Origin of the sequence: Streptomyces sp. NPDC055966, from assembly GCF_042269865.1 — a bacterium.
In the GTDB taxonomy this organism is placed as follows: Bacteria; Actinomycetota; Actinomycetes; order Streptomycetales; family Streptomycetaceae; genus Streptomyces.
Genome location: NZ_JBHJYK010000006.1, coordinates 294,244 through 309,439, shown reverse-complemented (window position 1 = coordinate 309,439; position 15,196 = coordinate 294,244). Strand labels below are relative to the sequence as shown.

At 73.7% G+C, this 15,196-nt stretch carries 9 protein-coding genes; 5 read left to right on the top strand and 4 right to left on the bottom strand.

Translation table 11 applies throughout. The features are described from left to right. Positions 1 to 63: 63 nt before the first annotated feature. From ACFC8N_RS15770 to ACFC8N_RS15755, 4 genes are all read left to right on the top strand, one after another. Complete coding sequence (locus ACFC8N_RS15770) at positions 64 to 1,233, top strand: AAA family ATPase (protein WP_376288434.1); 1,170 nt, start codon at positions 64 to 66, stop codon at positions 1,231 to 1,233. 140 nt (positions 1,234 to 1,373) lie between these two features. Further along, positions 1,374 to 4,985 carry a DUF5682 family protein gene (locus tag ACFC8N_RS15765; RefSeq protein ID WP_376288511.1) on the top strand — a complete coding sequence of 1,204 codons (3,612 nt, stop codon included), beginning with the start codon at positions 1,374 to 1,376 and terminating at the stop codon, positions 4,983 to 4,985. Next, positions 4,982 to 6,700 (top strand): hypothetical protein, encoded by a 1,719-nt coding sequence (locus ACFC8N_RS15760; protein ID WP_376288433.1) that lies wholly within the window; start codon positions 4,982 to 4,984, stop codon positions 6,698 to 6,700. Before ACFC8N_RS15765 ends, ACFC8N_RS15760 begins: the two co-directional genes overlap by 4 nt. Before the next feature lie 289 nt (positions 6,701 to 6,989). Beyond that, positions 6,990 to 8,177: a cytochrome P450 gene (locus ACFC8N_RS15755; RefSeq protein ID WP_376288432.1), complete on the top strand. Its 1,188-nt coding sequence runs from the start codon at positions 6,990 to 6,992 to the stop codon at positions 8,175 to 8,177. Between the two features lie 16 nt (positions 8,178 to 8,193). Here the strand turns inward: ACFC8N_RS15755 and ACFC8N_RS15750 are convergent, their stop codons facing one another. The 4 genes from ACFC8N_RS15750 to ACFC8N_RS15735 all read right to left on the bottom strand — a co-directional run bounded on the left by ACFC8N_RS15750 (position 8,194) and on the right by ACFC8N_RS15735 (position 13,076). After that, the gene (locus tag ACFC8N_RS15750; protein ID WP_356023401.1) at positions 8,194 to 9,636 is read right to left on the bottom strand and encodes a DEAD/DEAH box helicase; all 1,443 of its coding nucleotides are present in this window, start codon (positions 9,634 to 9,636) and stop codon (positions 8,194 to 8,196) included. A 170-nt stretch (positions 9,637 to 9,806) separates the two neighbouring features. Continuing rightward, positions 9,807 to 10,010, bottom strand: a complete 204-nt coding sequence (locus tag ACFC8N_RS15745) for a cold-shock protein (RefSeq protein WP_356023399.1) — start codon at positions 10,008 to 10,010, stop codon at positions 9,807 to 9,809. Between the two features lie 220 nt (positions 10,011 to 10,230). Then, positions 10,231 to 11,694, bottom strand: coding sequence for an amidase (locus tag ACFC8N_RS15740; protein WP_376288510.1), 1,464 nt, complete (start codon positions 11,692 to 11,694; stop codon positions 10,231 to 10,233). Between the two features lie 74 nt (positions 11,695 to 11,768). Then, positions 11,769 to 13,076, bottom strand: a complete 1,308-nt coding sequence (locus ACFC8N_RS15735; RefSeq protein WP_362820215.1) for a glycoside hydrolase family 3 N-terminal domain-containing protein — start codon at positions 13,074 to 13,076, stop codon at positions 11,769 to 11,771. A 398-nt stretch (positions 13,077 to 13,474) separates the two neighbouring features. Between ACFC8N_RS15735 and ACFC8N_RS15730 the strand changes: the two genes are divergently transcribed. After that, positions 13,475 to 15,196 carry a hypothetical protein gene (locus tag ACFC8N_RS15730; protein WP_376288431.1) on the top strand — a complete coding sequence of 574 codons (1,722 nt, stop codon included), beginning with the start codon at positions 13,475 to 13,477 and terminating at the stop codon, positions 15,194 to 15,196.

Below are 15,196 nucleotides of genomic sequence, written 5' to 3'. Positions count from 1 at the left end.
CCGGCCCCTGCTCCGCGCCCTCTCACCGACCGCTGTCCGCACCGCACCGAAGGACTCCCGCCGATGACCGCCGCCCTCGCGCCCGACGCGACCCGTCAGATCGTCCCTCCCGAGGACCGGTACGCCGCCGAACTGGCCTTCCTCGCCGCCCACGACGCCGGTCCCAGGCCGCCCGCCTGGCGGCTCACGCCCCGGGCCGTCGTCACGTTCGTCATGGGCAGCGCCGGGCAGGCGCTGCGCCTGCCCGACGACGTGACGGCGCCGGAGGGCGTGCCTCGCCGGCTGGTGATCTCCGGCAAGTTCGTGGGTGACCGCGCGCTGGTCGAGCGGTGCGTGGTCACGCTCGCCGGTGAGCGGGGCCTGCTGCTGGTCGGCGAGCCCGGCACGGCCAAGTCGATGCTGTCGGAGCTGCTGTCGGCCGCCGTGTGCGGCACCAGCGGGCTGGTCGTGCAGGGCACGGCCGGCACGACGGAGGACCAGCTCAAGTACGGCTGGAACTACGCCCTGTTGCTCGCCCAGGGCCCCACCCGGCAGGCGCTCGTCCCGTCGCCGGTGCTCACGGCGATGACGCGGGGCGCGATCGCCCGGGTCGAGGAGGTCACGCGCTGTCTGCCCGAAGTGCAGGACTCCCTGGTGTCGCTGCTGTCGGAACGGCGCATCGCCGTACCCGAACTGGCGGGCGGCGAGGACGCGTTGGCGCACGCGGCACCCGGGTTCAACCTCATCGCCACCGCCAACCTGCGGGACAAGGGCGTCTCTGAGATGTCGGCCGCGCTCAAGCGACGCTTCAACTTCGAGACGGTGGGCCCGATCCCGGACCTCGACGCCGAGACGGCGCTCGTGCGCGGCCAGGCCCGGGCGGCGGTGGAGCAGGCGGGCGCGGCCTTCCGGGTGGACGACGCCGTCCTGGAGGCCCTGGTCACCGTCTTCCGTGATCTGCGGGAGGGCAGGTCGGCGGAGGGGTGGGAGGTCGAGCGGCCGTCCACGGTGATGAGCACGGCGGAGGCCGTGGCCGTGGCGGGTGCGCTGGGACTGGCCGCGGCGTACTTCCCCGGTGACCGGGACGTGCTCGGGCTGCTGCCCGGCCATCTCCTGGGTGTCGTGCGCAAGGACGACCCGGCGGACGCGGCGCGGCTGCGGGGCTACTGGGACGGAGCGGTCCGGCGCCGGGCCGAACAGGGGTCGGCCACCTGGCGCACGCTGTGGGATCTGCGCACGGTGCTGGAGGGCTGAGGATCGTGACCCACCCGTCCGCCGCCGAGGCGACAGGCCAGGGCAGGACCCAGGTCGAGGACAACGCCGGGGCTCGCGGCAGTACTCGCGCGCCCGACGCGGCCGTCGCCGCGCTCACCGGGCCGTCGGCGCCGTATCTCATCGGGGTACGGCATCACGCGCCGTCCCTGGCCGCCGCCGTACCCGCGCTGCTGGACGCCGCCGGGCCGGACGTGCTGTTGGTCGAGCTTCCCGCCGAGTTGCAGGAATGGCTGCCGTGGCTCGCCCACGAGGAGACCCGGGCGCCGGTCGCGCTCGCCGCGGCACCCGGCGGCGGCGGCGCGGTCGGGGGTCCGGCCTTCTACCCCTTCGCCGACTTCTCACCGGAACTGGCCGCCGTGCGCTGGGCCGCGCGCAACGAGGTGCCGGTGATCGCCTGCGACCTGCCGCTCGCGGACCGGGCGTGGACGGCGGCGCCGCACGCCGCGGCCCGGCCGACGGACGGAAGCGACGGCAACGACGGTGACAGTGACACTGGTCGCGTACCCGGAGTCGTCGCCGCCCTCCGCGCCCGGCTCACCGGCCGTCCCGGGGACGATCTGTGGGACCGGCTGGTCGAGGCGGCCGCCCCCGGTTCGCCGCCGGAGGCACTGCGGCGGGCTGCGCTGCTGACAGGGTGGGCGCTGCGTGAGGAGGCGCTGGCCTCGGGCGGGGTGCCGGAACTGGATCTGCGGCGGGAGCGCTGGATGCGCTCGTGCCTCGCGGCGGCCACGGCGAACGGGGAGCGTGCCGCGGTCCTCGTCGGCGCCTTCCACGCCCCGGCGCTCCTCGGACCGGCCGAGGACGACGCCGGCGAGAACGACGCCGGTGAGCCGGCCGCGCGGCGGCAGCCTGCCGACCCGGCCTGGACGACCTCCCTCGTCCCGTACAGCTACGCCCTGCTCGACGAGCGCTCCGGTTACCCCGCCGGAATCCGTGACCCGGAGTGGCAGCACAGGGTGCTGGACGCGGCCGGTGACCCCGCGGCGCTGGAGGAGGCGCTGATCCGGGCCGCCGTAGGGGTGTGTGCCGAGTTGCGGGCGCTGGGTCATCCGTCCGGGCCGGCCGACGCACGGGAGATCGCGCGGCTGGCCGGTGACCTGGCCCGGCTGCGGGGGCTGCCCGCGGCGGGCCGGGGCGAACTGGTCGAGGCCGTGCAGACGGTGCTGGCGCAGGGCGAGCCGTACGGGCGGGGGCGGGCCGTCGCCCGGGCGATGGAGCGGGTGCTGGTGGGTACGCGCACCGGGCGCCCGGCGCCACGGGCGCCGCGCAGCGGGCTGGCCCCGGCGGTCGAGGCGGACGTGGCCGAGCTGGGCCTGCCGGGCCCGGCGGACGCACCGTCCGCCGGCGTCCGGGACCTGCGCCTGGACCCGCTCCGCTCGGACCTGGACCGCCGCCGTGAACTCCTGCTGCGGCGCCTGACGGTGTGCGGGGTTCCGTACGGCGAGCCCAAGGCGGTGACCGGCACGGGCGGCGCCGACGCGCTCACCTCGCGCTGGGAGGTCCGCTGGACCCCGGCCACGGCGGCCATGCTGACGGCGGCCGGGGTGCGCGGGGTCACCCTGGCGCAGGCGACCGAGGGGGTGCTGCGGGAGCGGCGGCGTACGGAGCGGGACGAGGGCGGCCCGACGGCGGCGCAGACCCTGGCGGGGCTGGAGCAGGCGGCGCAATGCGGCCTGTCCGGGCTCGCCGACGAGCGCCTGGCGGACACCGCCGAGGTGCTGCCCGGCTCCGGCACGCTGCCCGAACTCCTCGCCGGACTGGCCCTGTTGGACCGGCTGCGGGCCGGGCACTGCGCCGGACTCGGCCGTGACGAGGAGCGTACGGCGCGGGCGGCGGCCGTAGCCGAGCTGCTGACGGCCGCCGCGGTGCGCCAGGTCGACGGGCTCACGGGCTCGGAGGACCCGGCCGACGCGCACGCCCTGGTGGAACTCGCCCACCGCGCGGATGTGTTGGGCGGCATCCGGCTCACCGACGCGCTCGCCCGGCTGGCGGCCGACGGCTCCCCGCTGATGCGGGGCGCCGCCGGGGCCGTCCGCGTGCTGCTGGGGCAGGAGGAGGCCCGGGCCCTCGGGGACCGGGTCGCGTCCTGGGTGGACGGGGCCGTCGACGCCGCGTCGCGTACGGCGCTGACCGCGCGGCTGGCCGGTCTGCTGAGCGCGGCCGGGCCGCTGCTGGAGTCGGCGCCGCCCGCGCTGGAACCGCTGCTGAACCGGGTGTCGGAGCTGTCCGACCGGGACTTCCTCGACCGGCTCCCGGCGTTGCGCGGCGGCTTCGACACGCTCAGCCCGGCGGCTCGCGAGCGGCTGCTGGCCGCGGTGGAGCGGCGCCTCGGCGGCGACCGGCCGGACGACACCGGGGCCGTGGACCCGGCGACCCTCGCCGTCTGGACCCGTGCGGATCTGACGGCCCGCGAGACGCTCGCCGCGCTCGGGCTCCTGCCGCCGCAGCGGCCCACCGGGGCGCGCGCCGGCGAGGAATCGCGGGACGAAACACACCGGGACGGGTCCGGCACACCCACGTCCGACAAGCCCACGACCAACACGCTCACGTCCAACGCGCCCACGCCCAACACGCCCGCGTCCGGCGGGGATCGCCCCACGCCCGCCCCGGCCGATGCCGGGCACAGGCTCCCTCCCGCCGACCGGTGGCGGCTCGCCCTGGGTCGTCGGACTGGCCAACTTGACTCATCCGCACGGCCGTTGGCGACCGCGCTGGACGAGTTGTACGGCAGTGGGCGCGGTGAGGGCAGTCGCGGAGAGCTCTCCGGACACGGGAACCGCGGCGGGCGTGAGGCGGCGTTTCCCGGGGTGCGGGAGTGGTCCGAGGAACTGGCGGCGCTGTTCGGCCCGGGGATCCGGGAGGAGGTGCTGGCGGCGGCCGCCGCGACCGGCCGCCAGGACGTGTTCGCGGAGCTGGACCCGGATCGGGTGCGGCCCTCCGTCGATCTGCTGCGGTCGGTGCTGCGGCACGCCGGTGGTCTGCCCGAGTCCCGGATCGCGGCGCTGCGTCCGCTGGTCCGCCGGCTGGTCGACGCGCTGACCCGGGAGCTGGCGACCCGGCTGCGCCCCGCCCTGCACGGCACCGCGCTGGCCCGCCCCAGCCGGCGCCCCGGCGGCGGCCTCGACCTGCCCCGCACCTTGCGGGCCAACCTCGCCACCGCCCGCCGTATGCCGGACGGCACGGTGCGGGTCATACCCGAGCGGCCCGTCTTCCGCAGCCGTGCGAAGCGGGCGGCGGACTGGCGGCTGATCCTGGTCACCGACGTGTCGGGCTCCATGGAGGCGTCCACGATCTGGGCGGCGCTCACGGCCTCGGTGCTGGCCGGGGTGCCCACCCTGTCCACGCACTTCCTGGCCTTCTCCACCGAGGTGATCGATCTGACCGACCACGTCGCCGACCCGCTCTCTCTCCTCCTGGAGGTCAGCGTCGGCGGCGGCACCCACATCGCGGCCGGGCTGCGGCACGCGCGCGAGCTGGTCAGCGTGCCGTCGCGCACGCTCGTCGTGGTGGTCAGCGACTTCGAGGAGGGCTACCCGGTCGGCGGGCTGCTGGCCGAGGTCCGTGCCCTGGTCGGGGCCGGCTGCCACGTACTGGGCTGCGCGAGCCTCGACGACGCGGGCCGGCCCCGCTACTCCACCGGCGTGGCCGGGCAGTTGGTCGCCGCGGGCATGCCGGTGGCCGCACTCAGTCCGCTCGAACTCGCTCGCTGGATAGGAGAGAAGATCGCATGAGCCGGGAACTGCCGCCGGTCGCACCGTCCGTGACGGCCGCTCTCGTCGCGGCCCTCTCACCCCGGCTGCGGAGACGCCTGGACACGGGCATCGCCAAGCTCGCGGACCGCCCGGTCGAGCGCGACGGCGCCGTCGTGCGCATCGCCCTCGACGACGCCACCGACCTCGAACTGCACGCCCCGGACGGCACGGTGAGGAGCACGGACGCCGTCCGCTGCGGTTGTCTGCTGGCGCCGGAGTGCCTGCACCGCGCCGCGATCGCCTCGGCGGCCCCGGTCGCGGACGACACCGACTCCGAGGAGATCGAGGGAAGTTCGGAGGAGGAGCCCGCCGCGCAGCAACCCTCCGTCCGGCCGGAGACGGCCACGGCCGAGCAGCGCGCCGCCGCCCGCGCGCTCCACTCCGCCGCGGCCGACGTACTGGAGGCCGGTACGGACGGCGCCGGCGCGGTGCTCCAGGCCGGGCTGCTGCGCGCCGCGCACACGGCGCGCCTCGCCGGTCTGCACCGGGCCGCCGCCTCGGCCGTGTCGGTGGTCACCGCGCTGCGCGCCGCCCGCGCGGCCGATCCGGCCTACCGGCTGGACGACCTCGTCGCACGACTGCGTGACGTGCTGACCGTGGCCCACCGCGTCCCGGCCGCCGAGGGCATCGAACTGACCGGGCTGCGCGGCACCGCACGGCAGCCGTACCGCCCGGACGGCTCGCTGCGGCTGTACGGCCTGTTCTCCGAGCCGGTGGTCACCGCGAGCGGCTACGCGGGTGCCGTCACCTGGACCGCGGACGCCACGGGCCGGCTGTACCAGGTGTCCGACGTCGCTCCGGGCGGCGCCGGGCGCGCGGTGGGCGCTGCCGACCGGGCGGTCCGGATCGGTGACACGGCCCTGAGCCACCGGGAGCTGTCCCGAGCGGGTCTGGCGGTGTCGGGGGCCACCGTCTCGCCCAGCGGTCGGCTCGGCGCGGGCGCGGGGGTACGGGCGGTGGCGGCGGCCGGTGCCGGCTGGCGCGAGGAGCCGCTGGACCGGCTCTGGAAGGTGCCCGTGGCCGAACAGATCGCGCGGGCGCTGAGCGGCGGTCACGATCTGCTGTTCCTGGAGGTCACCCTGGCCGGTACGGCGGCGGAGGCGGCGGGCGAGTGTCTGCTCGCCGAGTGCGGTGGCGTCGCGCTGCGGCTGACCCGGGCCCATGACGACCCGGCGCTGCCCTGCCGGGACAACCTGCGGCTGCTGGCCGCGGCCCGGGGCAGCGGACTCCGGGTCGTCGCCCGGCTCGCACCGGCCGCGCATCCCCGGGCCCAGCTCCTGGCGGCCGAGCATCCGACGGTGGCCGGCGAGCGTGTCGACCTCGGCTTCGACCGGCTCCAGCGCGCGGACCTGCCGGCCGTGCCCGCGTCCCTCGCGCCGGCCGCGTCCCCGGCGCCGGAAGAGGCCCCGGTCCATCTGCTGCGCCGCCGGGTGCAGCAGGCGGTGTCGGGCGGGCGGCGGGTGCTGTCCTTCCCCGGTGACTCGGCGGGTGACGTCCGTCGGCTGGGCCGGTCCGGGCTCGCGACGGCGGGCGACCTGCTGGAGGCGCTGCACGGGGCGGCGGCGGAGCGGTCCCGTGACGTGTTCGGCCGCCTCCTGCCGACGGACCCGGACCGCTTCGCCCGCGCGTGGCTGGCGGCGGCCCGCTACACCGACGAACTGGACCGGGCCCTGTGCGCCGCCGCCTGGACCTGAGTCCGGGTCCGGACCCGGGGTTCCCGAGACCGGGCCGGAGCGCATGCTCGTCGAGGTGACGGCAGTGCGACTCCCGGCCGGAACCGTGCGCACCGCCCCGAGCTGGACGCCCTGCCTTGTACGACGGTCCCGTCCCTGGCCGGACTCCTCGCCCTCGCCCCGACCCGCACCTCCTGGCCGCACACCACGGCGAGGACCCGCCGTACGCCGTCCACGCCTAGGATCCAGCTCACCGGATCACGCCGGAACTCCAGGCACAGGAACAGAAACAGGAACAGGGGACGGCTCCATGGTGACAGCGCGCCGGTTTCCGCTCGGCTCCGCGACCACGCTCACGGACCTGACGGACGACCCCCATCCCCGGCTGGCCCTGCTGCGCGCCCACGAACCGGTGTCGTGGCTCCCCGTGTTGGGCGGCTGGTTGGTGACCCGGCGTGATCTCGCACTGCGCGTGATGCGCGACGCGGCGACCTTCACGGTGGACGATCCCCGCTTCTCCACCGCCCAGGTGGTCGGTCCGAGCATGCTCTCCGTGGAGGGCGCCGAGCACAAGCGGCACCGCGCCCCCTTCGCCGACCCGTTCCGCGCGCAGGACGTGCACGACCGGTTCACCGGCTTCGTGGAACAGGAAGCAGCCCGGCTCGTGGCAGGCATCCGGCCGCGGGGCAGCGCCGAGCTGCGCCGGGAGGTGGCCGGACCGCTGGCCGTCGCCGTCGTCGCCGAGTCGCTGGGCCTGGTCGGCGCGGCCGCGGAGGAGGTACTGACCTGGTACGACGCCATCGTGAGCGCGGTCTCCGACCTCACCGCCGGGCGGCCGGCGAACCCCGCCGGGGCGGCGGCCTTCGACCAGCTGCGAGGAAGCGTCGAGGCGACGGTCGCGGCAGGAGGCGACACGTCGCCGCTGGTCGCGGCGGCCCGGAGCAAGCGCCTGAAGCTGCCGGAGGTGGTCGCCAACGCCGCGGTGCTGATGTTCGGCGGTATCGAGACCACCGAGGGCATGATCGCCAACGCCGTACTGCACCTGCTGGCACACCCCGGTCAACTCGCCCTCGTGTGTGCCGATCCGGACCTGGCCGACGCGGCGATCGAGGAATCGCTCCGCCTGGAACCCGCCGCGGCGAACGTGGACCGCTACGCGACCACCGACGTGACGATCGGCGGGGCCGACGTGCGGCGCGGTGATCTGGTGGTCGTCTCGCTCGCCGGCGCGAACCGCGACCCCGAGGTCTTCCAGGACCCCGACGTCTTCGACCTGCGACGGGACAACTCCCGTCTCCAGCTGGCCTTCGCGCACGGCCCGCACTTCTGTCTGGGCGCCCACCTCGCCCGCCTGGAAACCCGCGCCTGCCTCCTCGCGCTCCTCGACCGTCTTCCCGGCCTGCGGCTCGACCCGGCCTCACCCACCGCGCCCACAGGCCTGGTCTTCCGCAAGCCCCCGGCCGTGCGCGTCCGCTGGGACGTGCCGGACCGGCGCTGACCCGGCGCCGGCCTGTCTAGGCGCCACGACGGACCCGGGCGGCCTGGCGGGCCTCGGCGATCCGGCGGGCCTCAGCGGACCGGCGCGACGTGCCGTCGCCGCCGGGCCGCCCCGGTCGGGTGCCCATCCCGCGGAACGGGGCACCGCCGCGCTTCGGACGCTCCGCGACCGGCCCGCTGCCGCCGACGGGGACACCGGAGGGAGCCTGGGCGCCGGTGATGCGGCTCAGCTCGGCCTCGCCGGAGCGGACCTGCGTGATCCGCGGCCTGATGCCTGCGTCGGACAGGAGACGGGCCACGTCCCGGCGCTGGCCGTGGAGGACCAGGGTGACCACGCTTCCGGACGCGCCGGCGCGGGCGGTTCGGCCGGCGCGGTGCAGGTAGTCCTTGTGGTCGTGGGGCGGGTCGACGTTGACGACGAGATCGAGGTCGTCGACGTGGATGCCCCGCGCCGCGACGTTGGTGGCCACCAGCGCCGTGACCTCGCCGGTCTTGAACTGCTCCAGGGTGCGGGTGCGTTGGGGCTGCGACTTGCCGCCGTGCAGGGCCGCGGCCTTCACGCCGCTGCTCAGCAGGTGCCTGGTGAACTGGTCGGCAGCGTGCTTGGTGTCCAGGAACATGATCACTCGTCCGTCGCGGGCGGCGATCTCGGTGGCGGTGGCGTACTTGTCGGCACCGTGCACCTGCAGCACGTGATGCTCCATCGTGGTGACCGCGCCCGCCGACGGGTCGACCGAATGCACGACCGGGTCATGGAGGTAACGACGGACCAAGAGGTCGATGTTGCGGTCCAGCGTGGCCGAGAACAGCATGCGCTGACCGTCGGGACGTACCTGGTCCAGCAGTGCGGTGACCTGCGGCATGAACCCCATGTCCGCCATCTGGTCGGCCTCGTCCAGGACGGTGACGTTCACCCGGTCCAGGCGGCAGTCCCTGCGCTCGACGAGATCCGTGAGGCGGCCGGGAGTCGCGACGACCACCTCGGCCCCGGCACGCAGTGCGCCGGCCTGCCTGCCGATCGACATGCCGCCGACCACGGTGGCCAGTCGCAGCTTCAGCAGTCGGGCGTACGGGGTGAGCACATCGGTGACCTGCTGGGCCAACTCGCGTGTGGGGACGAGGACCAGGGCCAGTGGCCTCTTCGCCTCGGCGCGCTGTCCGCTCGTGCGGACGAGGAGCGCCAGGCCGAAGGCGAGCGTCTTGCCCGATCCGGTCCGCCCGCGCCCCAGGACGTCGCGCCCCGCGAGGGAGTTCGGCAACGTGGCCGCCTGGATCGGGAACGGCTCGTGCACGCCGAGATCGGTGAGCATCCTCAACAGCTCGGCAGGCATGTCCAGTTCACCGAAGTTCGCGACCGCGGGCAGGGCCGGGGTGACGGTGACCGGCGGGGCGAACTCCCCCTGGGGCGCGGCGGGACGGCGGCCGGTGGAGCGGTCGTTCGGGCGAGCTGAGCGGCTCATGGAGAACCTTCCTCGACGGGGCACGCATCGAGGAATTCACGACAGGAATGAGCCGGATGAATTGCAAGAACGAGCCGGATGTGAGACGGAAAGAATTTCACCGGAATGCAAAAAAGATATCTGGGACCCCGCCGCAGGACGGGGCCCCAGATATCTCGTACGCTTCGGCGTCAGGCGGGGGTGATGTTCTCCGCCTGCGGGCCCTTCTGGCCCTGCGTGACGTCGAAGTTCACCTTCTGGCCCTCGTGGAGCTCACGGTAGCCCTGGCTGGCGATGTTCGAGTAGTGCGCGAAGACGTCCGGGCCGCCCCCGTCCTGCTCGATGAAGCCGAATCCCTTTTCCGAGTTGAACCACTTCACGGTGCCGGTAGCCATGTCACATCTCCTTGGGGGCAGTGCCCGCGGGTCCACACCGTGTGAACCCCTGCGTTGCCACATTGAACCCCGTCCGGACAAGCACCGGATAAACAGAAATGCCCGGCGGCATACGGCCGCCGAGGCACTTGAAGTTTCGGGAACTACAACTGCAACTACCGGTAAGTTTAGCAGAGTACGCGGATCTGTACTACTTTCTTTCACCACGGAAGGTGAACCTTCAGATTGCGTCACGCTTCGGCGCCTGGAAGCCGCCGATCCTCTGTTCCAGCAGTTCGGCCAGCCGCAACGGGGTACGGTCCTCGAACATCGGCCCGATGAGTTGCACCCCCACCGGCAGGCCCTCGGGGGACCGTCCCGCGGGTACGGCGGTGGCGGGCAGGCCGGGCATGGTGGCCACACCGGCCCAGACGAGCTGGTCGAAGTACGGGTGCTCGACGCCGTCGATGTCGATCCGGCGTTCCCTCGGATCGGGGTTGTGGTCGTGCGGGAACGCGGGAGTGGGCGTGATGGGACACACCACGGCGTCGAACTCGGCGAAGAGCTGCCGCCACCCGTGGCGGTGAAGCTGGCGACGGTTGTCGGCCTCGATCCAGTCGAGGTGGCGGAACACCATGCCGCGCAGCCGCGCCGCATCGAGACTGCGGTCGTCCGCGCTCAGCGCGGCGGCGCGGGTCCGCAGCTCCTCGTACGCCTCGACGGGGAAACGCGCGACAGCGCTCGAAAACATCAACTGCGTGTAGAGCTCCGCGGCTTCGGCCAGATCGGGCAGCAGCGGACTGTGCCGTTCGACGCGGGCGCCGCCGTCGACGAGCGCGTCGGCCACCCGGTTCACGCCCGCCCGCACAGCGGACCCGGTCGGAATGAACGGATGCTCGTCGAGGACCAGGACCCGGAAGCCGCCGAGCCGCTCGTGGCGCGCGGGCGGCAGCGTCAAGGCGTGCGCCACGCCGAGGGTCAGCGGGTCCGGTCCGGCCATGACGTCGAGCAGGAGCATGAGGTCGCGGGCACTGCGCGCCATCGGGCCGACGACGGCGAGGTCGAGATCGACCGGCAGGGCCGGCACGGACGGCGGGACCATACCGCGGTTCGCCGCCAGCCCCAGGGTCGGCTTGTGCGCGTAGACACCGCAGAAATGCGCGGGGGTGCGCAACGAACCGGCCAGGTCGGAGCCGATGGACAGCGCGCCGAATCCGGACGCCAGTGCCGCCGCCGACCCGCCGGAGGATCCGCCCGACGTGCGACCGTGGTCCCACGGGTTGTTGGTGGTGCCGTAGATCTCGTTGAAGCTCTGTATGTCCTGCAGCCCCAAGGGCACATTGGTCTTGCCGAGCACCACCGCGCCCGCGGCCTTGAGCCGCGACACCTGCACCGCGTCCTCGGCCGGCATGTGGTTCCGGTGTTGCGGTATGCCCCAGGTGGTGGGCAGCCCGGCGATGTTGTAGGACTCTTTGACCGTCACCGGTATGCCGAGCAGCGGCCGGTCCTCACCGCGGGCGCGCGCCTGGTCGGCGTCGCGCGCGGCAGCCCTCGCACGGTCGAAGTCCGGCACACAGATCGCGTTGACCGCCTTGTCGTCCCGCTCGATACGGGCGATCGCCTCGTCGGTCAGTTCCACCGAGGTCACTTCACCGGCACGCAAAGCAGCCGCGAGCCTTTCGGCCGTCTGAAAGCTCCACTCCATGAACCAGACCGTACAGGCCTCTGGAGCAGGCCATAAAATGCCGTTTCGCACAACGGGTTTGATGTCTGCGGACCTCAACCGCAGTCGAGCTGGCCCGCGTTGTGCTTGGCGTCGAGTATCCGGCGCACACCGGCGTCGACCTTGGCCCGGAAGGAGGCGTCCTGTGCCATCCGGGCCTGGATGCCCTGTGCCATCGCGGGTATGGTGCTCGGCTGCACCGTGAGGATCATGTCCCCGCCCGCCGCGATGAAGTTCACGGCCCGCTGGGCAGGCGTGAAGGACCGTACCGCGACCGCGTTGCCGAGGTCGTCCGAGATGACCACGCCGTTGAAGCCGAGTTGGCCGCGCAGCAGGTGCTCGATGACCGTCGGCGAGAAGGCCGCCAGGTGGTTGGGGTCGATCTTGGTGTAGGTGGCCGACGAGATCATCACGAAGGGCGATCCGGCCTTGATCCCGGCCCGGAACGGCGTGAGGCTGGAACTGTCGGCGGTCGTCACCGAGTCGACGACGTTCGCGGTGGTGTCGGTGTTGCCGATCACCTGGCCCAGTCCGGGAAAGTGCTTGAGCGTGGTCATCACGCCCGACTGCGCGAAGCCGGCGGCGAAGGCGCCGCTGTGCGAGGTCACGACGTCCGCGGTGTGGCCGTACTCCCGCTGGAAAGAACCAATGGGTATGTTGCGGACGCCCAGCGCGGCCGGGACGACGTCGGCGACCGGTGCCAGGTTCAGGTTGACCCCGGCGGCCTTGAGCTCGTTGGCCCATGCGGCGGCCCGGGTACGCAGCGTCGATGTCGGCCAGCTGCCCTGGGTCAGGCCGCTGGGCATGGCCGAGAAGCCGGGGCCGTTGAGAACCTGCACCCGGCCGCCCTCCTGGTCCGTCGAGACCAGCAGGCCGACCCGCCGCCCGGCGACCTGGTCCGCCTGGCCTCGGAATCCGTCGACGAGCTTTCTGGTCGCCGTCGTACCGGCGCTGCTGCGGCCCGTCAGCATGACCGACCCCACGTGGTTGTCGCGCAGGATGCGCAGCTGGGCCTGGTCGGGCTGGGACGCGGAGATTCCCCCCATGAGCAGCTGTCCGACCCGCTGGGCAGTGGTCATGCCTGACAGGTATCGGTCGGTACAGGTGGCGGCGGGCGCCGACGAGGTGGCGCGCGCGGTGGCAGGGGCGGCATCGGCGCCGGTACGGCTCGGCAGTGCGCTGGAGGCACCCGGGGTCGGTGTGCCATGGCTGACGGCGGGGGATCCGGGGGAGTCGGGTGTCGCCCCTGGCGCGACCGATCCGCCACAGCCTGTGACGGCGAGCACGAGGGTGACCAGCGGGATCCTTGTGCGCAGGGCTGCGCAGCGGCGGTTCCTGGGCTGCTGCCGGACGCGTATGGTCATGCTTCTTCCTCCGGCCTGGACGAGCCGGGGTCACCGCGCCGCGTAGCCACTTCCGTCACGGCGAGCCCGGCTTGCTGCGTCCATCACACCGTACGTTATGGGGCATTCGTTCGCCCCTTGGCCAGACGGTGCGGGCTCCGCGGCGGATCGGCGCGGCAAGGCGGCAGCGCGTCGGCAGCCCCGGCGCCCGCCTCGGCATTCCAGTTGGTCAGCATGGCTCGATGACCCCGCCGGCGTGGTGCCGCGGCCTGCGACCCGACCGATGTCGTCGGTCAGGCTCTCGACGACGCACGAGCCCGCGAAGGGATCCGCCGTCGGCGGAGTTGACCGCTGGCGAATCCCGTTCAGGGCATCCCGGCTAAGGTGATCTCGCAGATCCCGTGAAGCGAGGGGTTCCATTGGGGGGAGCGAACGGGCGGCGGCCCACGGTGGTCGTACTCACCGCCCTGCAGGTGGAGTACGAAGCGGTGCGCCGGCACCTGGAGGACGTTCACGAGGTCGCGCTGCCACAGGGCACCCTCGTCGACGTCGGCAGGGTACCCGGCCTCGACTGGGAAGTGGCGCTGGCCGAGACAGGTCCCACCAACACCCGGGCCGCGCTCGTCACGCAGCCCACGATCGAGTACTTCGACGCCGAGGCCGTGTTCTTCGTCGGCGTAGCAGGCGCCCTCAAAGACGATGTGCACCTCGGTGACGTGGTCGTCGCCAGGAAGGTCTACGGCTATCACGGCGGCCGTGAGAGCGTGGACGGGTTCCAGGCTCGGCCTGACGCCTGGGAACCGGCATACGACATCGACCAGTTGGTGCGCTCCGCCCGCCGCAACGAGCCATGGGCCTTCCTCTCCCCGAATACGCCGTCCGCCGCGACGCCCAGGGTCCACTTCGAGCCGATCGCCTCGGGAGACGTGCTGATCGGCAGCCGTGACTCCGAGACGGCCCGCCGGATCCGCAGCCACTACAACGACGCCGTGGCCGTCGACATGGAGAGCCAGGGCGTCACCCACGCGGCCCGGATGCATCGCGCGGTGCGGGCGCTCTCCGTCCGCGGCATCAGCGACTTCGCCGGTCCCGGCAAGGCCGCGTCCGACGCCGCAGGCTCCCAGGAGACAGCGTCACGGCACGCCGCCGCCTTCGCGCTGCGGGTGCTGCGCGACCTGCGCCCCGCCGGACGGCCGGCCCAACGGCGGCCCCAGGGGCCCGCGGTCGTCGTGGTGGCCGGACCCGACCGCGACTCCGGCCCCACCGCATGGGACAGTCGGCCCACCGTCGAGGTCGAGGGACAGCAATACCTGCTGTACGAAGGTTCCGGAGACCTCCTTGACGAGTCGCGGGACGGCGACGTGGTGCGGCGCCAGGCAGTGGCGCGTGTGGTGTCGGACCGGGATTCCCGCGGTTCCTACGCCTGGCTGCGGCAGGTCGAGTGGGCACGGCCACGTCCCGGCCCGGGCCGCGTCGACCCCCTGGCCGCGCTCGAAAAGGAAGCCGGGCTGTGCCGTGCCTTCCGCGGCCCCGCCGTCGTACAGCTCGCGCGTCGTGGGAACACCGCCACCCTGGCTCTGGCCTGGCCGGCCGACCCGAAACTCGGCCGGCCCGTCAGGACCCTGGACGAACTGCTGCCCGCCGCGTCCTCGCCGACGGACCCGCTGCGGCTGTGGTCGATCGTGCGGGGCATCGCCGAAGTGGCCCACGTCCTGGAGCGGCTGGCCGGCGAAAATCTCTCACACCGGGCGCTGCGGCCGACCGCGATCGTCATGAACCGGCCGCACATGGTGCTGCGCGACTTCGGCCTCGCCGCCGTGGGGCCCCGCCCGGGCGAAAACCCCGGGCCCTATCAGGCACCCGAGCAGCGGTACGGCTCCGGTCTCCGACCCGGACCGGCCACCGATGTCTACCAGTTGGGTGCACTCCTGCATCAAGCGCTGGCCGGCCACATCCCCGATCCCGGGTATCCCGGGCTGACGCCCGCCAACGCCCCGGCCTCCGTTCCGGACAGCCTCGTCCACGTGGTCGGCAGTGCACTGCGGCAGGACCCGGGCGCGCGTCCAGGCGTGCGCGCATTCCGCCTCGCCCTGCTCGCCGCCGCCCGCGAGCTGTCGTCCTTCCCGCCGACCCAGCGCTGA

Coding starts and splice junctions, on each gene's coding strand:
- ACFC8N_RS15770 (WP_376288434.1), top strand. CDS start 64: ATGACCGCCGCCCTCGCGCCCGACGCGACCCGTCAGATCGTCCCTCCC.
- ACFC8N_RS15760 (WP_376288433.1), top strand. CDS start 4,982: ATGAGCCGGGAACTGCCGCCGGTCGCACCGTCCGTGACGGCCGCTCTC.
- ACFC8N_RS15755 (WP_376288432.1), top strand. CDS start 6,990: ATGGTGACAGCGCGCCGGTTTCCGCTCGGCTCCGCGACCACGCTCACG.
- ACFC8N_RS15750 (WP_356023401.1), bottom strand. CDS start 9,636: ATGAGCCGCTCAGCTCGCCCGAACGACCGCTCCACCGGCCGCCGTCCC.
- ACFC8N_RS15745 (WP_356023399.1), bottom strand. CDS start 10,010: ATGGCTACCGGCACCGTGAAGTGGTTCAACTCGGAAAAGGGATTCGGC.
- ACFC8N_RS15740 (WP_376288510.1), bottom strand. CDS start 11,694: ATGGAGTGGAGCTTTCAGACGGCCGAAAGGCTCGCGGCTGCTTTGCGT.
- ACFC8N_RS15735 (WP_362820215.1), bottom strand. CDS start 13,076: ATGACCATACGCGTCCGGCAGCAGCCCAGGAACCGCCGCTGCGCAGCC.